The sequence below is a fragment of the Pseudomonas sp. GW823-FHT06B06 genome, assembly GCF_058795195.1.
Map to the genome: position 1 here is coordinate 25,668 of NZ_JBXAHO010000023.1, position 18,640 is coordinate 44,307.

Here is an 18,640-nt window from a genome sequence, read left to right on the forward strand (position 1 = left end):
CACTACCACTCAACACTTTTGCTCTTTGCTTTGCGGGCTGCACATTCACGTGCCGGACAGCCGCGCTCATTAAGGTCACACAGATGGACATGCAATCCCGAATTCGCCAGCTTTTTCAGGCCAGTATCGACACCAAGCAACAGGCGATGGAAGTACTTGCACCGCACATCGAGCAAGCCAGCCAGGTGATGGTCAACGCCTTGCTCAACGAGGGGAAGATGCTTTCCTGCGGCAATGGTGGTTCCGCTGGCGACGCCCAACACTTTTCGTCCGAGCTGCTCAACCGCTTCGAGCGCGAACGCCCGAGCCTGCCAGCCATTGCGCTGACGACGGACAGCTCGACGATCACCTCGATCGCCAACGACTACAGCTACAACGAAATTTTCTCCAAACAGATCCGTGCTCTTGGCCAGCCGGGCGATGTGCTGCTGGCAATTTCCACCAGCGGCAACTCGGCAAACATAATTCAAGCGATCCAGGCCGCACATGATCGCGAAATGATTGTCGTAGCATTGACCGGTCGCGATGGCGGCGGCATGGCGTCGCTGCTTTTGCCTGAGGACGTAGAGATTCGCGTACCGGCCAACGTTACCGCACGTATCCAGGAAGTCCACCTGCTGGCGATCCACTGCCTTTGCGACTTGATCGACAGCCAACTGTTCGGGAGTGAAGAATGACCCCTAATCGCCTCGGCCTACTGGCCCTGACCCTGTGCCTCGGCATCAGCGGCTGCACCTCGGTGGTTAATGCCAGCCGTGAAGCGCCGATTGAAGATGATCGCGGCACCCGCACTTTCGGCAGCAAGATCGACGACTCATTGATCGACACCAAGGTCGGCGTCAACATCGCCAAGGCCGATCCGGCCCTGGACAACGATTCGCACATTGTCGTCACCAGCTTCAACGGCGTCGTGCTGCTCGCCGGGCAAACCCCGCGTGCCGACCTCAAGGCCAAGGCCGAACAGGCCGCTGCCGCCGTCCAGCGGGTGAAGACGGTCCACAACGAACTGCAGGTCCTGCCACCCTCTGGCTTCCTTGCCCGCCAGAACGACACCTGGCTGACCTCCAAGATCAAGACCCAGATGCTCACCGATCCGAACATCCCCGGCTCGCGCATCAAGGTGGTCACCGAGAACGGCATCGTTTACCTGCTGGGCTTGCTGACCAAGCAGGAAGCCGCCCAGGCGACGAACCTGGTGCAAGGGGTTTCCGGTGTGCAGAAGATTGTGAAGCTGTTTGAGTACATCGACTGACCCCACTCCTGTAGGAACTGCCGCAGGCTGCGATCTTTTGATCTTAAAAGACAAAATCAAAAGATCGCAGCCTCGTTTCACTCGACAGCTTCTACGCTTGAAGGTGGTGAAGTAATAAAAAAGGCGATCCTTTCGGATCGCCTTTTTTATTACTTCACCACCTTCAAACTTGGCCGCCCGCTGGGTCGCGGTGGCTCGCTGTCCGGAGGCGGAATATCATCATCCGGCTCGATCTCTTCCTCGTCCTCCATGGGCGACTCCAGATCGAACACCATGCCCTGGCCATTCTCCCGGGCGTAGATGCCCAGGATCGATGCGATAGGCACGTACAGGGTATGCGGCACCCCACCAAAGCGGCCTTCGAAGCTCACCGCCTCGTTGTCCATGTGCAAATGACGCACGGCCTGTGGCGATACGTTCAGGACGATCTGGCCATCACTGGCAAAGCCTTGCGGCACCTGCACCGAGGGATACTCGGAATTAACCAGCATGTGCGGGGTACAATCGTTATCAACAATCCACTCGTAGAGCGCGCGGACCAGATAAGGTCGACTGGAGTTCATATCGGCTCCTTAAGCCTTAGCGCATGTCGCGTTCGACACCAGACAGACTCGCCTGGAAAGCCTCACGCGCAAACTGGCGCTCCATATAATCAAGCAGCGGCTTGGCTGGCCGCGGCAGTTCTATACCCAGAATCGGCAATCGCCAGAGTATTGGCAATAGGCAGCAATCCACCAGGCTTTGTTCCTCACTGAGGAAAAATGGCTTGTCGGCAAACAGCGGCGAAACGCCTGTCAGGCTCTCGCGCAACTCTTTACGCGCCACTGCACGCGCCGCTTCCTTGGTCCGCGAATCCAGGATCAGATCCACCAGACCACACCAGTCACGCTGAATACGATGAATCAGCAAACGACTGTTGGCGCGCGCCACCGGATAGACCGGCAACAGCGGCGGATGTGGGTAACGCTCATCCAGATATTCCATCACCACCGTAGATTCCCACAGCGCCAGGTCACGATCGACCAGCGTCGGCAAGCTGCCGTAAGGGTTCACTTCGATCAGTTTAGGCGGCTGGCGACCAGCCTCCACATAAATGATCTCGGCGCTGACACCTTTCTCTGCCAGTACGATTCGCACTCGGTGGGAATAGTGGTCGGCGGGGTCGGAGTAACAGGCCAACCGATTGGTCACGCCCATGGCGATCCTCCTCGCTTGTTGAAATGATCGGAAGCGGAAAAACGAGCGCGCCCAGAGGGCGCCTCCCGTAACGCAGTACCTGGCTCACCAGGCTCGTTACCCTTTCAGAGGCGCCCTTGGGCGCGCGCGATTAACAGCAATTGCTTGAAGCTTTATCAGTGCACATCTTTCCAGTATTCGCGCTTGAGCAAGTAAGCGAATACGAAGAAGAACGCCAGGTACAGCAATACGTACGTACCGATGCGCTGATGTTGCAGCTTAACCGGGTTAGCCGAGTAAGCCAGGAAGGTTACCAGATTCTTGACCTTCTCATCGAACTGCTCTTCGGTCAGGGCACCACTCTTCGGCACAATGGTCAGCTGATCGCACGCTTCATGAGTCAGCGCCGTACCGGTCAGCGGATCATATTGCTTCTTGCCGTCCTCGACGATCTGAACCTGTTTGCAACCGACAACCTGGCGCCCCTGCAGGCCGACCAGCACGTTAGGCATGCCCACGTTCGGGAAGACCTTGTTGTTCACACCCCACGGGCGCGACGGATCTTCATAGAACGACTTCAGGTAGTTGTAGAGCCAGTCGGTACCACGCACACGAGCGACCAGGGTCAGGTCAGGCGGTGCCGCACCGAACCAGGCCTTGGCGTCAGCTGGCTGCATGCCGATGTTCATGTGATCGCCGATCTTGGCGCCGGTGAACACCAGCTTGTCGAGCATCAGCTCATGGGGGATGCCGAGGTCATCGGCAACACGCTCATAACGCTGGAACTTGGCGCTGTGGCAGCCCATGCAATAGTTGGCGAACGTACGTGCGCCATCCTGCATGGCAGCCTTGTCGGAAACGTCGATATCGACCTTTTCCAGCTCCGGGCCACTCGATGTCGATGCGAAAGACAGTACAGGCATCGCCGCAAGAATCAGTACAGCAAATAGTTTTTTCATCAGCCAGTCACCCTTTCCGGAACCGGTTTGGTCTTCTCGAGCCTGGTATAGAACGGCATCAGGATGAAGTAGGCGAAGTACAGGAAGGTACATACCTGCGACAGCAACGTACGGCCCGGAGTCGGCGCCAGGACACCCAGCACACCCAGGATCACGAACGAAATGCAGAACACCCAGAGCCAGATCTTGCTCAGCCAGCCCTTGTAGCGCATCGACTTGACCGGACTACGGTCCAGCCACGGCAGGACGAACAGCACGGCGATGGCCGCACCCATGGCGATCACACCCAGGAGCTTGTCCGGAACCGCACGCAAGATCGCGTAGAACGGCGTGAAGTACCAGACCGGAGCGATGTGCTCTGGGGTCTTGAAGGCGTTCGCCACTTCAAAGTTCGGCTTCTCGAGGAAATAGCCGCCCATTTCCGGGAAGAAGAACACGATCGAACAGAAGATGAACAGGAACACCACCACGCCGACGATATCTTTCACGGTGTAGTACGGGTGGAAGGCAATGCCGTCCAGCGGTACGCCGTTTTCGTCTTTGTATTTCTTGATGTCCACGCCATCCGGGTTGTTCGAACCGACTTCGTGCAACGCCAGGACGTGCAGCACTACCAGGCCGAGAATAACGATGGGCAGCGCCACCACATGCAAGGCGAAGAAGCGGTTCAGGGTGATGCCGGAAATCAGGTAGTCACCACGAATCCACTGGGTCAGGTCGTTGCCGATGACCGGGATCGCACCGAACAGCGAGATGATCACCTGGGCACCCCAGTAGGACATCTGGCCCCACGGCAGCAGGTAACCCATGAAGGCTTCAGCCATCAGCGCCAGGTAGATCAGCATGCCGAAGACCCACACCAGCTCACGCGGCTTCTGGTACGAGCCGTAGAGCAAACCACGGAACATGTGCAGATAGACCACGATGAAGAACGCCGAGGCGCCGGTGGAGTGCAGCAGACGCAGGATCGAGCCGTACTCGACGTCGCGCATGATGTACTCGACGGAAGCAAAGGCCTCTTCCGCCGACGGGGTGTAGCTCATGGTCAGCCAGACACCGGTCACGATCTGGTTGACCAGAACGAGCAGTGCCAGGGAGCCAAAGAAATAGAAGAAGTTGAAGTTCTTCGGGGCGTAGTACTTGCTGAGATGGTCTTCCCACATTTTGGTCGCGGGAAAGCGCGCATCAACCCAATCCATGAACTTGCTCATCACGCTTTCTCCGTATCGACGCCAACGACAATGATGTCATCGGTCTCATAGGAATGCGGGGGAACTGGCAGGTTCAAAGGCGCAGGTTGCGACTTGTAGACGCGGCCAGCCAGGTCGTAGTGGGAGCCGTGGCAAGGACAGAAATAGCCACCTACCCAGTCCTTGCCCAAGTCCGCGGGAGCGACTTCGGGACGGAAGGTCGGCGAGCAGCCCAGGTGCGTGCAGATGCCGATCAGCAGCAAAACTTCAGGCTTGATCGACCGCGTTTCGGGGTCGACATAGGTCGGTTGTGTCGAGTTCTTGGAGGTCGGGTCAGAAAGCTGGCCCTCGATCTTTTTCAGATTCCCCAGGATTTCCTCGGTACGGCGGACGATGAACACCGGCTGGCCGCGCCACTCAGCAATCATCTGCTGGCCTGGCTCGATCTTGCTGACATTCACCTTCACCGGTGCACCTGCGGCTTTCGCCTTGGCACTGGGAAACCATGACCCCACGAACGGGACCGCAGCCCCCACCGCTCCTGCAGCACCCACCACGGATGTGGCTGCTACCAAGAAGCGACGCCGGCCTGCATTCACGCCGTCATTGCTCATTCAGTCCTCTCCCATCAGCTTTGTGGCCTGTTAAATCAGGCATCTACTAAGTAAAACTCTGTACTTATAAAAATTTTGCCGAATGGTAATGAAAAGCCCCAATTCTGACAAGGTAATTACCCTGGGGCACCACTGCCAAGCCTTGTAGTATAGGGCCTCTGCTGATGTGGCAAGTTGTCACAGCGCAATTCTTCAAGAAAATTACACGCACAAAAAAACGCCCAGCTCCGTGAGGAAACTGGGCGTTCTTTTTTGAACGTGGAAGCGAATTAACGCTTCGAGTACTGCGGACGCTTACGCGCTTTACGCAGACCAACTTTCTTACGTTCAACTTCACGTGCATCGCGGGTTACGAAGCCGGCTTTACGCAGGGCGCTGCGCAGAGTCTCGTCGTAGTCCATCAGAGCGCGGGTGATGCCGTGGCGGATTGCGCCAGCTTGACCACTCACACCACCGCCGATCACGGTGACGTAGATGTCGAACTTCTCGACAGTCTCAGTCAATTCCAGCGGCTGACGAACTACCATGCGGGCAGTTTCGCGGCCGAAGAAATTATCCAGCGAACGATTGTTGATGGAGATGTTACCAGTACCCGGACGCAGGAAAACGCGTGCGGTTGCGGTCTTGCGACGGCCAGTGCCGTAATTTTGAGTCGCCGACATAATGAACTATTCCGTTAAATCTTCAGTTCTTGGGGCTGCTGAGCAGTATGAGGGTGTGCAGCGCCCGCATAGACTTTCAGCTTACGGTACATGTCGCGACCCAGCGGGTTCTTAGGCAGCATGCCTTTGACCGCGGTCTCGATCACGCGCTCAGGGGCCTTGGCGATCAGCTTTTCAAAGTTGATCGACTTGATGCCGCCCGGGAAACCGGAGTGGGAGTAGTACATTTTGTCAGTGGTTTTAGCGCCGGTAACACGGATCTGCTCGGCGTTGATTACGACGATGTAGTCGCCGGTGTCAACGTGAGGAGTGTACTCAGGCTTGTGCTTGCCACGCAGACGGCTCGCGATTTCGGTGGCCAGACGACCCAGGGTCTGACCAGCAGCGTCGACGACAAACCAGTCGCGCTTTACTGTTTCCGGTTTAGCAGTAAAAGTTTTCATTCTTTATAGCCTCAGGGGCCGCCCTGTAAATTAGACGGCGGATCTTACTGAATAGTGCGTACTTTGACAAGTCAAAGGCAGCCGGATACAGACGCTTTCGGGGGCTCGGGTCGGCGCGTCCGTTCAACGGCAAGATTCTTCGGCGGCGGCGCATCACTTCCACTGCAGAAAGAGGTGCGCAATTATGCAGATTGCGAAAAATAATTCAACCTGCTTTTATGATTGTTTTGCCCAAGGAGCTACCCGATGGAGTATCGCCAGCTAGGCCGAACCAACCTGAACGTGAGCGCAATCTGCCTCGGAACCATGACCTGGGGCGAGCAAAACAGCGAGGCAGACGCCTTCGCCCAGATCGAGCGAGCCAAGGACGCCGGGATCAACTTCATCGATACCGCTGAAATGTACCCGGTGCCGCCCAAGGCCGAAACCTATGCCAGCACCGAACGCTACATCGGCAATTACTTCAAGAGCCGTGGCGATCGCAGCGACTGGATCCTCGCCAGCAAGATCGCCGGCCCCGGCAATACCATCGACTACATCCGCGACAAGAACCTGCGCCACAATCGCCAGCACATCACCGAAGCCGTGGACGCCAGCCTCCAGCGCCTGCAAACCGATTATATCGACCTGTACCAGTTGCACTGGCCGGAGCGCAGCACCAACTTCTTCGGCCAATTGGGCTACAAGCACAAGATCGAAGCCAACCTGACCCCCCTTGAAGACACCCTCGAAGCGCTGGACGAACAGGTCAAGGCCGGCAAGATCCGCCATATCGGCCTGTCCAACGAAACGCCGTGGGGCACCATGCGCTTCCTGGCCCTGGCCGAAGCCCGTGGCTGGCCGCGCGCGGTGTCGATCCAGAACCCGTACAACCTGCTCAACCGCAGTTTCGAGGTCGGCCTGGCGGAAATCGCCATCCGCGAACAATGCGGCCTGCTCGCCTATTCGCCGCTGGCATTCGGTTTCCTGTCAGGCAAGTACGAAGGTGGGGCCCGCCCGCCAAAAGGTCGGCTGAGCCTCTACAGCCGCTTCAGTCGGTATTTCAACCCGCAGTCGGAAGCGGCCTGCAGCCGCTACGTTGCACTGGCCCGCGAGCACGGCCTGGACCCGGCGCAAATGGCCCTGGCATTCGTCACGCAACAGCCGTTCGTGACCAGCAACATCATTGGCGCCACGACACTGGAGCAACTGGACAGCAACATTGCCAGTTTTGATCTGAAGTTGTCGGATGAAGTGCTGGAAGGGATCGAGGCGATCCACAAGGATCATCCGAATCCCGCCCCTTGATTGATCAATAAATCGCCATCGCGGGCAAGCCCGCTCCCACAGTGAGCAGGGTGTTCACAAATGCTGTGTACAGCTCAAAACCTGTGGGAGCGGGCTTGCCCGCGATGGCGCCCTAGCAGTCGCCGCAAGATCAAAGCGACCGCGCAATAATCTCCTTCATGATTTCATTGGTCCCGGCATAGATCCGCTGCACCCGCGCATCCGCCCACGCCCGGGCGATCGGGTATTCCCACATGAACCCGTAACCGCCATGCAATTGCACGCACTCGTCGAGCACCTTGCACTGCAGGTCCGTGCCCCAATACTTCGCCATCGCCGCCGTCGGTACGTCGAGCTTGCCTTGCAGGTGCAACTCCAGGCAGCGGTCGACAAAGACCCGGCCGATCTGAATCTCGGTCGCCATCTCGGCGAGTTTGAAACGAGTGTTCTGGAAGTCGGCAATCGCCTGGCCGAAGGCTTTGCGCTCTCGGGTGTACTCCAGGGTCCATTGCAACGCCGCTTCAGCCGAAGCCAGCCCGCCGATGGCCACGGTGAGGCGCTCCTGCGGCAGTTCCTGCATCAGATAGGCGAACCCCATCCCGGCCTGGCCCAGCAGGTTTTCCCTGGGCACTCGCACGTCCTGGAAAAACAGCTCCGAGGTGTCCTGGGCCTTCATTCCGACCTTTTCCAGCCGCTTGCCCTTGTCGAAACCCGGCGTATTGGCTTCCACCAGAAACAGACTGGTGCCCTTCGCGCCCGCCTTGGGATCAGTCTTGGCCACGACGATCACCAGGTCGGCGAGGAAACCGTTGGTGATGAACGTCTTCGAGCCGTTGATTACATACTCGTCGCCGTCCAGCACGGCAGTGGTCTTCACGCCTTGCAAGTCGGAGCCCGCACCCGGCTCGGTCATCGCAATGGCACTGACCATCTCCCCGGAAACCAGTTTGGGCAGGTATTTGTGTTTCAACGTTTCACTGCCGTAATGCAGGATATAGGGCGCAACGATGTCCGAATGCAGGGAAAAACCGATACCGGTCAATCCGAGGCGCCCTATCTCTTCGATAACCACCGCGCTGTATAGAAAGTCCGCCCCCAACCCGCCGTACTGCTCCGGCAGATGCGAGCACAACATCCCCGCCTCCCCCGCCTTGTTCCAGAGTTGACGGTCGATATAGCCCTGTTTTTCCCATTGCCCATGGAACGGCACCGCTTCTTTCTCGAGGAACGTTCGCACACTGTCGCGAAAAAGTTCGTGCTCGGAGCTGAACAAGGTTCTCGGAATCATGCGGCACCTTATCTTTGTTTTTAAAGGAATGGACCTTCAGAGACTAAGCCTGGCGCCCGATACAGGACACTGGACACATCCGACAAAAAATAAGACGATCCAGCCGTCTGGTGACCACTTTCCCCTATAAGAATAAAGTTGAATTATGTCTAACCAAGCCTCCACGCCCTTGCGGCGCGTCAGCATCCTGGCCATTGACCGGGTTTTCGCTTCCACCCTCATGCAGGCCAAGGACTTCTTCCACCTCGCCAGCCTGCGTTACGGCAAACAACTGGGCCATGGCCTGACGCCAGCGTTCGAAACCCGACTGGTCAGCCCCGATGGCAAACCGGTCAACACCTTCAGCGACGTAGTGATCCCGGTGGACGGCGGCCTGGAAAATGCCGACATCATCGTCATTCCCGCGTTCTGGGACGATTTCGAAACCCTGAGCAAACGTCATCCCGAGGTCCTGTCCTGGCTGCGCCAGCAACATGCGCGCGGCGCTGTACTCTGTGGCGAGGCCACCGGCGTGTTCTGGCTCGCCGAAGCCGGCCTGCTCGATGGCAAGGAGGCGACCACCTACTGGCGCTTCTTCAATGCCTTTGCAGAACGCTTCCCGAAGGTGCAACTCAATCAGGACAAGCACCTCACCGACGCCGACAACCTGTATTGCGCGGGCGGCACTACCTCGGCATGCGACCTGTACGTCTACCTGATCGAGCGCTTCTGCGGCGCCAACGTTTCCCAGGCCGTAGCACGAGACATCCTCTATGAGGTGCAACGCAGCTACTCGCCGGGAAGAATCGGCTTCGGCGGGCAAAAGCTGCATCAGGACGTGATCATCCTGCAGATCCAGCACTGGCTCGAAGAACACTTCGCTGACAAATTCCGTTTCGAAGACGTCGCCCGCGAACATGGCATGAGCATCCGCAACTTCATGCGCCGCTTCCAGACCGCCACCGGCGACAAACCCCTGCATTACCTGCAGCGCCTGCGCATCGAAACCGCCAAAGGCTTGCTGTCCGGCAGCCGCAAGAGCATCAAGACCATCAGTTACGAAGTTGGTTACGACGATGCGAGCTTCTTCGCACGACTGTTCCGCCAACACACGGAGTTGTCGCCGAACCAGTATCGGCAGCAGTTCCAGCAAGCGGCCTGAACCTCAAGGCATTCGCAAAACACTGAGCTGCCGCAGGCTGCGATCTTTTGATTTTTAAGATCAAAAGATCGCAGCCTGCGGCAGCTCCTACAGGGGATATTCAGCGCATAAAAAAAGGCCTGCAAATGCAGGCCCTTTTTATTTTTCGAATCGTCCTACGGCTTGTGCGCCCGGGCCAGGAATTCGTGGGACTGCATTTCGAGCAAGCGACTCAGGGTTCGCTGGAACTCAAAGTTCAGGCGACCACCGGTGTAGAGGTCCTTGAGTTCGACTTCGGCAGAAATGATCAGCTTGACGTTGCGATCGTAGAATTCGTCGACCATGTTGATGAACCGTCGGGCGATGTCGTCGGTCGTGACGCTCATCTGCTCGACACCGCTGAGCAACACGGCGTGGAAGATCTTGCCCAGTTCGATGTAGTCGTTCTGGCTGCGCGGGCCGTCGCAGAGTTCGCGGAAGTCGAACCACGCCACGTCGTCACAGGTGCGAAGGGCACGAATTTCGCGGTTCTCGATCATCAGCACGTCGTTTTCGATCGCTGCGGTGCATTCCGGCGTCAGCGCGCGGAAGCTCTTGCGCAGGCTTTCGTGGGAGGCTTCGTCGAGCGGGAAGTGGAACAGCTCCGCTTGTTCGAGGTGACGCAGGCGATAGTCGACGCCGCTGTCGACGTTGACGATCTCGGTGTTTTGCTTGATCAGCGCGATGGCCGGCAGGAAGCGCGCGCGTTGCAAGCCGTCCTTGTACAGGCCGTCCGGCACGATGTTCGACGTCGCGACCAGGGTGACACCGTTCTTGAACAGTTCTTCCATCAAGGTGCCGAGGATCATGGCGTCGGTGATGTCGGAGACGAAGAATTCATCGAAGCAGATCACCCGGGCTTCGGTGGCGAAGCGCTTGGCAATGATGGTCAGCGGGTTTTTCTCGCCGCCCAGGGTCTTCATCTCTTCGTGCACGCGCTTCATGAAGCGGTGGAAGTGAGTCCGGGACTTTTCCTTGAACGGCAGCGCTTCGAAGAAGGTGTCGACCAGGTAAGTCTTGCCGCGACCCACGCCGCCCCAGAAGTACAGGCCCTTGACCGGCGCCTGATCCTTCTTGCCAAACAGTTTGCCCAGCAGGCCCGGCTTGTTCTGCTCGGCCGCGACCAGATCGTCGTACAGGCGCTGCAGATGACGCACGGCAGTTTCCTGCGCGGCATCATGGAAGAATTCCGGGCGTTTCAGATCAGCTTGATATCGTTCTAGGGGCGTCATAATTCGTTAGCAAGGCAACAAAAACGGGCCGTCACTGTAGCGATGGCCCGTGGGAATGGCAATCAGCCCTTGGTCGGGCCGAGCCGTTGATTATTCCTGGACTGGCGTCAGGGCGATCCGCAAAGCCTCGATCGCCGCATCACGCGCGCCGCTGTCAGCGAACGCCGGGCTGTCACCCACGCACTGATCTTCAAGCCAGACGCTGAAGCCCAGGGCTTCGCTGCGCACGTCCAATGGCTGGCCCGACTGCAGCTGTTTGGTCACCTGCCCGGCGGTTTTACCGTCGGCGAAGTTGCGCGACAGCAACAGTTGCTCGCCATCGGCCGCCAGCAAACGGAAGCGGAAACTGCCGTCATCTTCACGGAAGCTGACAAAACGCGCAGCCTTCGCGGCTTTCTTCTTGGTGGTCGTTGCCACTTGAGCCTGGGCAACGAACGAACGCAGGCCTACCGCTTCGCGCAATTCGTTGAGGAAAGGAGTCGCGACTGTCCGCGCCTTTTTCGCCCCGTGCTGCAGGATGTCTTCAAGATCCGCCGGGCGCTCGATCAGTTGGTTGTAACGCTCGCGGGACTCGCCCAGCTCGCTGTCCAGCAGTTGGAACAGGCGGTTCTTCGCCTCGCCCCAACCCAGCCCCTGCAGCAGGTCGCTGCGGAATTCGTCAGCTTGCGCGGGGGTGGTGAACGCCTGGAACAAGGTGAACAGGTGCGAATTGTCCGGATCTTTTGCCTCACCCGGTGCACGGGAGTCGGTGACGATACGGGAAATCGCATCCTTCATTTCTTTGGCGCTGCTGAACAACGGAATGGTGTTGTCGTAGCTCTTGGACATCTTGCGGCCGTCCAGGCCCGGCAGCGTGGCCACGCTTTCCTCGATCAACGCCTCAGGCATGGTGAAGAATTCCTTGCCCTGGCCGAACAGGTGGTTGAAGCGCTGGCCGATGTCCCGGGCCATCTCCACGTGCTGGATCTGGTCGCGACCGACCGGCACCTTGTGCGCGTTGAACATCAGGATGTCCGCGGCCATCAGCACCGGGTAGCTGTACAGGCCCATGGTGATGCCGGCGTCCGGGTCTTCACCGGTCTCGATGTTCTTGTCCACCGAGGCCTTGTAGGCATGGGCGCGATTGAGCAGGCCCTTGGCGGCGACGCAGGTCAGCAGCCAGGTCAGCTCGGGGATTTCCGGAATGTCGGACTGACGGTAGAAGGTCACGCGGTCCACATCCAGGCCACCGGCCAGCCAGGTCGCGGCGATCTCCAGGCGCGAGCGCTGGATGCGCAGCGGGTCATCGCACTTGATCAGGGCGTGGTAGTCGGCCAGGAAATAGAACGAATCGGCATTGCTGTCACGGCTGGCAAGGATCGCCGGGCGGATGGCGCCTGCGTAGTTGCCCAGGTGCGGCGTGCCGGTGGTGGTGATGCCGGTGAGGATACGGGTACGAGTCGTCATGGGTAATCGCTTGTCAGACTGCAATCAATTCGAGAGACGCGGCAGGATCAGATCCTTGAGATCGGTCAGCTTGCCATGAAAAAAGTGTCCGCATTCTGCCACTTTCAGCAGCTCATGGGGACGTTCGAGCTTGTCGGACCATTGGTAAACCAGCTGCGGATCGATCACTTCGTCGGTTTCCGGCTGGATCAACGTCAATTCGCCCTGCTGCGGCAGTTGATCTTCAGCGCCCAGACGCATGACCGCCGGTGCGACCATGAAAAGATGCTTGAGCTTCTCGCCCTTGGCCTCGAGGCGCCCGCCGAGACTTGCTGCAACAAAGCCGCCGAAGGAAAAACCGAACAGGGTCAGCGGCAATTCCGGGTGTCGGGCCCGAAACCATTCGGCGACGGCCTGGGCATCGTCGACTTCGCCGGTGCCCATGTCGTGGGTGCCTTCGCTGGCACCGACGCCCCGATAGTTGAAGCGCAGGGTGATCAGTCCGGCGTCGCGCGCAGTGCGCTGCAACGTCGAGACCACTTTGTTGAGCATGGTGCCACCTTGCACCGGGTTCGGATGACAGATGAGCGCCAGGCCACGCGACTGCTCGTTGTCCAGGTACAGTGCTTCCAGTTGGCCGACAGGGCCATCAATCACTACAGGTGTTTCGCGCATAAGCAAGGAAGGAACTCCGTGACCTCGAATCGGGTCGACTCGTCTAGCAAATTGTCTGTGGCTGTCTATTGCGAGTGAATCGCGGTATACAGCGCAGGTTCGAGCCGTTAACGTAAAGCAAAGCCGTTTATAGAGGAAGGACTCGTGGAACACTCGCTCTTAGTTTGGTTGTTACCGACTCTTGCCCTGGTTGTGGGTGTCGCCATTGGGTTTCTGATCGCTCGCCTTGCGCCGAATGCCGCGCCTAGCAGCACGCAACGTCAGCTGGACGATATTCAGGAACGTTTCGACAATTATCAGAACGAAGTGGTGACCCACTTCAACAGCACAGCGACACTGGTCAAGAAACTGACTCAAAGCTATCAGGAAGTGCAGGATCATCTCGCCGAGGGTGCCAACCGCCTGGCCCTGGACGAACAGACTCGTCAACGCCTGCTGGCTTCCCTGCACGCCGATGCAACGCAGGCTCCACGGGAACGCCTGACGCCGCCGCGCAATCAGGAACCACCGCGCGACTACGCACCGAAAGCCCCGAACGCGCCGGGCATGCTCGATGAGCATTACGGCCTGAAGAAGTAATCAGGTTTCAGGTGTGAAAAAGCCCTCGGACATGTGAATGTTCGAGGGCTTTTTGTTTCTGAATGCCTCTTTGCCTGTGCCGGCCCCTTCGCGAGCAGGCTCGCTCCCACAGGAATATGCGCTTCAAATGTGGGAGCGAGCCTGCTCGCGATGGGGCCCGTTGTGGCAACACAAAAAAACCGCCCGGTCTGTTTAAGATCGGGCGGTTTTTATGCCTGGGGTTCAGTCAGGCGACGTTGCCTTATTGCTGAGCACCGTACTGCTGGCCTGGAATCGCCTTCAGGTTGACCTCTACCCGGCGATTCTGCGCCCGACCATTGGCATCGGCGTTGCTGGCGACCGGGTTATCCGGGCCGGCGCCGCGGGCGCTCAGGTTGGCGCCGCTCACGCCTTGCGAGGTCAGGTAGGTCGCCACGCTCTGGGCACGACGCTGGGACAGGTCCATGTTGTGCTGGCGGCTGCCGGTGCTGTCGGTGTAACCGACGATTTCGATCTGGTTCTGGTTGAACTCTTTCAGCGAGCCGGCCAGGTTGTTCAGCGGCTGGTAGAAGCTCGAAGCGATGTTCGCCGAATCGGTGGCGAACGTGATATTGCCCGGCATGATCAGCTTGATCTGATCACCCTCACGCTGCACTTCGACACCGGTGTTGGCCATGCTGGCACGCAGTTTTTTCTCCTGCTGGTCGGCGTAGTAGCCGTAACCCGCGGCGGAAGCACCCACTACAGCAGCACCAATGAGCGCGCCCTTGCCACGGTTGTCGTGGTTGATGGCAGCACCGGCCACTGCACCTGCCAGAGCCCCAAGGCCACCGTACTTGGCGGTTTTGCTCATGCCCGTGGAGCCGCTATCGGCCTGGCCCTGGTTGTCGTAGGGGTTGGGCGATGCGCAACCGGCCAACAAAGCCACGGCAGTAGCGACAATAATCAAACGAGGCGTGGTGAACATGTAGAGCTCCTACTTTTTTGCATTCTGTGGTGCAACGGTTTCAAGCATCGAACCATTGCCGGCGTTGGATCATTTCCCGAGGTAAAAATTCCACTCGTTACAAATCAGGCGCGAACAAAAGGGTTCTCGCGCATTTCATCACCCAAGCGCGTATCCGGACCATGTCCGGCCACGACCGTCGCCTCTTCGTCGAGGGTATACAAGCGCTGCTTGATCGAACGCACGATGGTCGCCTGATCGCCGCCCCATAGATCCGTGCGCCCTACCCCGCGCCGGAACAAGGTATCCCCGGCGATCAGCAGCTTCGCGTCGGCGAACCAGAAGCTCATGGAGCCTGGGGTGTGACCCGGTGTGTGCAAAGCCACACCACAACCACACGCCAACTCTTCATCGTCTGCCAGCCAGCGGTCCGGTGACGGTACCGGCGTGTAGGGCACGCCGAACATCTGGCATTGCATCTCCAGGTTGTCCCAAAGAAATTGATCTTCCTTGTGCAGATGCAGGGTGGCGCCGGTTTTTTCCTTCAACTGGCCAGAGGCCAGGAAGTGATCGAGGTGCGCGTGGGTGTGAATGATACTGACCACCTTCAAGCCCAAAGCATCGAGCCGCGCGAGGATCAGTTCGTGATTGCCGCCCGGGTCGACCACGATGGCTTTTTTCGTGATCGGGTCGCCGATGATCGTGCAGTTGCACTGCAACGGGCCGACAGGGAAGGTTTCGCGGATCAGCGCAGGTTTGGCAGCGTCCATGGGTGTTCCTGGGAAAAATGGATGGCCTATTCTGGCACAGGCATGTCCGATTGCGGGGACGTGAGGGACCCAACGCTACACCAACACCCCCAATTCCTTCGCCCGCGCCACCGCCTGCGTGCGCCGCTCTACCCCCAGCTTGCTGTTGATATGGCTGGCATGGGTTTTCACCGTATGCAGCGAAATGAACAGCTGGTCGCTGATTTCCTGATTCGAGCAGCCTTGGGCGATCAGGCGCAGGACGGCCATTTCCCGGGTGCTGAGTTGTTCTGACGCGGGGATGGGCTCCAGCGTCGGGCGAGAGGTCATGGCTGGAAGTTTGTCTGCAAGTTCCTGGGTAACCGGGGTCGGCGCACAGAGTTGAAGCTGCCCACGCAGCCAGTCCGGATGCTCGGCCAATAGCTTTTCAAAGGGTTGCAATACGCCGCCGGCTGCGGCGTCCAATGCCTGGACCAGCGCCTTGCGGGCCTCGGGTTCGCGCCCGCTGGCCAGCAACAGCGAAACTTTTTGCGTCAGCGCCATTGCACTGAGCATCTGCCGACCGGTTTGCTGACCATGTTCGAGCAGCGCGTTCAATCGCCCTTCGGCCAGCATCGGCTGGTTCTGGATGACCTCCAGCAACGCTTGCTGCAGTTCGATGTGCAGCGGCAGTTGCGGATGGAACTCCGGTGGCGCGGCGGGTTGCTCGCCGTTGTAGGTCTGCCCCAAGCGCGCCAGCCAGGCTTGCGCCAGGTCGGTACGCCCCTGGGCCAGCCAGAGTTCGCATTTGACCAGGGTAATCATTGCCAGGTAGTAGATCGGCGGCACGTCCCAGATGTGCATCAGCCGCTCGGCTTCGGCGAGCTCGGCAAAGGCCTTGGCGAACTCACCGCTGTTGCCTTCAAGCCGGGCGATCACGCAATGGCCGATCAGCACGCTGATATCACGACAGGCGCGGGCTTCACCTAAACCGGCCTGCAAGCGTAGCCGCGCCGCTTGAGGTTGCAGGCGCAAGGCCAACAGGAAGCCCTCATACAACGTCAGTCGGGCACGTACGGCAAAGAGCCGCTGCGCCGGTAGCCCCTGCAAGCGTTGCAGCCCTTGGCGGACTTCATCCAGTGCTCGCAGTATTTCGCCCCGCGCCTGCAACACACGAGCGCGGTCGTAGTGGGCCAGCGCCTCGAACAGCGGATTGCCAACCCGTTGCGCAAGTTCCAGGGAGTCACGGTTCAACGCCCTGGCACGCCACATGTCGCCATCGGCAATCGCCAGGTTGGACAGGGTCGAAAGGCACATCAATCGCTGGCCATAGCGCTTGCACGGAAGACTCTCCAGCGCTTCGGTGCAGTAACGTAGGGTCAGCTCGCGGTTACCGCGCCCGCGCGCGATGATCCCGCTCAGGGCCAGCCATTGCGCCAGCATCGACTTCTGCGCGGTGGCCGACGGCGCTGGCAGGAAGCGGCTCAGGTGGCTGGCCAGTTCCTCGGCAGCGTCCAGCTGGCAGGCCAGGCCCAACGCCCAGCTGTAGAGCACGATCAGGCGAGGCGTGCTGATCAGCAGGCTATCGGGCAAGTCCATTTTCCAGCGCAGCAACATGCCGACGTTCTGTTCGGCCAGCAGTTGTTCTTCGGAAAGGTTTTGCACCAGGTTTGCCGCAACGTCCAGGTGCCCGGCTCGCAACGCTTGCTCGACCGCTTCATCGAGCAAGCCTTGGGCGTTGAACCAGCGACAGGCACGCAGGTGCAGGCTGGCGGCCGGCACCATCGATTGCGCGCCCGGCCGGGTGCGTAGCAGGTCGGAAAACAGATGGTGATAGCGATACCAGTGGCCGTGTTCGTCCAGCGGCACCAGGAACACTTGGTGGGCAGCCAGGAAGCGCAGGATTTCGGCGCTGTCATGGGCGTCGCGAATGGCGTCGCACAGTTCGCTGCAAAAACGTTCCTGGTGGGCGGTGTCGTAGAGGAAGGCTTGTACCTCGGCGGGCAGGCAATCAATCACCTCCTCCAGCAGGTAATCGCGGATCAATCCTTCCCCACCGTGCAGTGCCTGGGGCATTGCCCCCTGATTGCCTGCCTCGGAGGCGGCCAGCAACCAGAAGCGCAACCCGGCAACCCAGCCTTCGCTGCGCTGGATCAGGTTTTCCAGCGCCTCGCCACGCAACGAACTGCTGTGCCGATCGAGCAGGCTCAAGGCTTCATCGTGGGTCAGGCGCAAATCCTGCTCATGCAACTCCAGCAGTTGGCGCGACAGGCGCAACCGCGCCAGGTGCCAGTCCGGACGCTGCCGACTGGTGACCATCACCAGCAAGCCATCAGGAAGGTGGTTGAGGAAAAACTGCAGGCAGCGATCGAGCACCGGCCCCTGGGCCAGGTGATAGTCATCGAGCACCAGCAACAGGGGGCTCGCCGTCGATAGATGCACGGCCAGCTCGTCGAGCAGCCCGTCCAGCCATTCTTCGAAGGCGAACGGCTGATGACGCTGGCGCATCTTCAATAATCCGAGGGACTGCCTGCCCAGTTGCGGAAAAAAATCCTGCAGGCCTTCGAGCAACCGCTCGAGGAACCGGCCCGGGTCGTTGTCACGCGGACTCAGACCCAGCCAGAGACTTTGCCAGTGCGGCGGCAGTGCCTGACAGAACTCCACCGCCAACGAACTCTTGCCGAACCCGGCCGGTGCGCTGACCAGCAGCAACCTGCCACCGAGACCGGCGCTCAGGCGCTCGCACAAGCGTGGACGCAGCACATGGCCGTCCGGCAATGGCGGCCTGAAAAAGCGCCCGTCCAGCGCGGCGACAGCGATGCTTGCAGGACCTGGTGGTGGGGACAGATCAGTCATGGCCGGCTCTTGTTAGTGTTGCGGGTGGCGGCGTTGCAGATGTCCGCAGACTAGCGGTAAACGAGGACGGAATGAAGGTTATTGCTACAAATGGCTACAAAAAGTCTACACACACTGTAGGAGCGAGCCTGCTCCGGGCGGCGTTCCGACGATGGTCGTGAACGATAGCGCGTGAAGTCTGGCACCACGCGGTGCTCTCTGGTTTTTCGCG

Annotated in this window: 19 protein-coding genes; 5 read left to right on the forward strand and 14 right to left on the reverse strand. The window is 59.2% G+C overall.

Translation table 11 applies throughout. The features are described from left to right. Positions 1-83 precede the first annotated feature (83 nt). A complete protein-coding gene (locus tag AC1Q8Q_RS20445; protein WP_007972584.1) occupies positions 84-677 on the forward strand; it encodes a phosphoheptose isomerase in 594 nt (197 codons plus the stop codon). Beyond that, complete coding sequence (locus tag AC1Q8Q_RS20450; protein WP_008147477.1) at positions 674-1,252, forward strand: BON domain-containing protein; 579 nt, start codon at positions 674-676, stop codon at positions 1,250-1,252. Before AC1Q8Q_RS20445 ends, AC1Q8Q_RS20450 begins: the two co-directional genes overlap by 4 nt. Positions 1,253-1,401: 149 nt before the next feature. On the opposite strand, the gene AC1Q8Q_RS20455 is transcribed toward AC1Q8Q_RS20450, so the two are convergent. From AC1Q8Q_RS20455 to rplM, 7 genes are all read right to left on the reverse strand, one after another. Beyond that, positions 1,402-1,815 (reverse strand): ClpXP protease specificity-enhancing factor, encoded by a 414-nt coding sequence (locus AC1Q8Q_RS20455; protein ID WP_007943725.1) that lies wholly within the window; start codon positions 1,813-1,815, stop codon positions 1,402-1,404. 16 nt (positions 1,816-1,831) lie between these two features. Continuing rightward, positions 1,832-2,449, reverse strand: a complete 618-nt coding sequence (locus tag AC1Q8Q_RS20460) for a glutathione S-transferase N-terminal domain-containing protein (protein ID WP_007972581.1) — start codon at positions 2,447-2,449, stop codon at positions 1,832-1,834. A 155-nt stretch (positions 2,450-2,604) separates the two neighbouring features. Further along, on the reverse strand, positions 2,605-3,387 hold the full coding sequence (locus AC1Q8Q_RS20465) for a cytochrome c1 (RefSeq protein WP_020800905.1): 783 nt from the start codon (positions 3,385-3,387) through the stop codon (positions 2,605-2,607). Continuing rightward, on the reverse strand, positions 3,387-4,598 hold the full coding sequence (locus AC1Q8Q_RS20470; protein ID WP_007943720.1) for a cytochrome b: 1,212 nt from the start codon (positions 4,596-4,598) through the stop codon (positions 3,387-3,389). The genes AC1Q8Q_RS20465 and AC1Q8Q_RS20470 overlap by 1 nt, the downstream gene beginning before the upstream one ends. Then, on the reverse strand, positions 4,598-5,191 hold the full coding sequence (gene petA, locus AC1Q8Q_RS20475) for a ubiquinol-cytochrome c reductase iron-sulfur subunit (protein WP_008060255.1): 594 nt from the start codon (positions 5,189-5,191) through the stop codon (positions 4,598-4,600). The genes AC1Q8Q_RS20470 and petA overlap by 1 nt, the downstream gene beginning before the upstream one ends. A gap of 269 nt (positions 5,192-5,460) precedes the next feature. After that, positions 5,461-5,853: a 30S ribosomal protein S9 gene (gene rpsI / locus AC1Q8Q_RS20480; protein ID WP_003228056.1), complete on the reverse strand. Its 393-nt coding sequence runs from the start codon at positions 5,851-5,853 to the stop codon at positions 5,461-5,463. Positions 5,854-5,867: 14 nt separating this feature from the next. Beyond that, positions 5,868-6,296 carry a 50S ribosomal protein L13 gene (gene rplM, locus AC1Q8Q_RS20485; RefSeq protein WP_003228062.1) on the reverse strand — a complete coding sequence of 143 codons (429 nt, stop codon included), beginning with the start codon at positions 6,294-6,296 and terminating at the stop codon, positions 5,868-5,870. A 246-nt stretch (positions 6,297-6,542) separates the two neighbouring features. On the opposite strand from rplM, the gene AC1Q8Q_RS20490 reads away from it, so the two are divergent. Then, on the forward strand, positions 6,543-7,583 hold the full coding sequence (locus AC1Q8Q_RS20490; protein ID WP_083349739.1) for an NADP(H)-dependent aldo-keto reductase: 1,041 nt from the start codon (positions 6,543-6,545) through the stop codon (positions 7,581-7,583). Positions 7,584-7,713: 130 nt separating this feature from the next. On the opposite strand, the gene AC1Q8Q_RS20495 is transcribed toward AC1Q8Q_RS20490, so the two are convergent. Next, the gene (locus AC1Q8Q_RS20495) at positions 7,714-8,850 is read right to left on the reverse strand and encodes an acyl-CoA dehydrogenase family protein (RefSeq protein WP_168758934.1); all 1,137 of its coding nucleotides are present in this window, start codon (positions 8,848-8,850) and stop codon (positions 7,714-7,716) included. A gap of 220 nt (positions 8,851-9,070) precedes the next feature. On the opposite strand from AC1Q8Q_RS20495, the gene AC1Q8Q_RS20500 reads away from it, so the two are divergent. Further along, positions 9,071-9,991, forward strand: coding sequence for a GlxA family transcriptional regulator (locus AC1Q8Q_RS20500; RefSeq protein WP_177326158.1), 921 nt, complete (start codon positions 9,071-9,073; stop codon positions 9,989-9,991). 155 nt (positions 9,992-10,146) lie between these two features. On the opposite strand, the gene zapE is transcribed toward AC1Q8Q_RS20500, so the two are convergent. The 3 genes from zapE to AC1Q8Q_RS20515 form a co-directional block, all read right to left on the reverse strand. Beyond that, entirely contained in the window at positions 10,147-11,241 is a 1,095-nt protein-coding gene (gene zapE / locus AC1Q8Q_RS20505; RefSeq protein WP_020799783.1) for a cell division protein ZapE, read from the reverse strand. Between the two features lie 90 nt (positions 11,242-11,331). Beyond that, positions 11,332-12,687 (reverse strand): tryptophan--tRNA ligase, encoded by a 1,356-nt coding sequence (locus AC1Q8Q_RS20510; RefSeq protein WP_492615449.1) that lies wholly within the window; start codon positions 12,685-12,687, stop codon positions 11,332-11,334. Between the two features lie 24 nt (positions 12,688-12,711). After that, positions 12,712-13,341 carry an alpha/beta hydrolase gene (locus AC1Q8Q_RS20515; protein ID WP_033045646.1) on the reverse strand — a complete coding sequence of 210 codons (630 nt, stop codon included), beginning with the start codon at positions 13,339-13,341 and terminating at the stop codon, positions 12,712-12,714. A 144-nt stretch (positions 13,342-13,485) separates the two neighbouring features. Here AC1Q8Q_RS20515 and AC1Q8Q_RS20520 point away from each other — a divergent pair, with 144 nt between their 5' ends. Next, complete coding sequence (locus AC1Q8Q_RS20520) at positions 13,486-13,920, forward strand: Z-ring associated ZapG family protein (protein WP_033045648.1); 435 nt, start codon at positions 13,486-13,488, stop codon at positions 13,918-13,920. A 241-nt stretch (positions 13,921-14,161) separates the two neighbouring features. Here the strand turns inward: AC1Q8Q_RS20520 and AC1Q8Q_RS20525 are convergent, their stop codons facing one another. The 3 genes from AC1Q8Q_RS20525 to AC1Q8Q_RS20535 form a co-directional block, all read right to left on the reverse strand. Next, positions 14,162-14,866, reverse strand: a complete 705-nt coding sequence (locus AC1Q8Q_RS20525) for a YiaD family glycine zipper/OmpA-like lipoprotein (protein ID WP_033045649.1) — start codon at positions 14,864-14,866, stop codon at positions 14,162-14,164. A gap of 104 nt (positions 14,867-14,970) precedes the next feature. Beyond that, positions 14,971-15,615, reverse strand: coding sequence for an MBL fold metallo-hydrolase (locus AC1Q8Q_RS20530; protein WP_020799778.1), 645 nt, complete (start codon positions 15,613-15,615; stop codon positions 14,971-14,973). A 75-nt stretch (positions 15,616-15,690) separates the two neighbouring features. After that, complete coding sequence (locus AC1Q8Q_RS20535) at positions 15,691-18,429, reverse strand: winged helix-turn-helix domain-containing protein (RefSeq protein ID WP_492615450.1); 2,739 nt, start codon at positions 18,427-18,429, stop codon at positions 15,691-15,693. Positions 18,430-18,640: the final 211 nt, after the last annotated feature.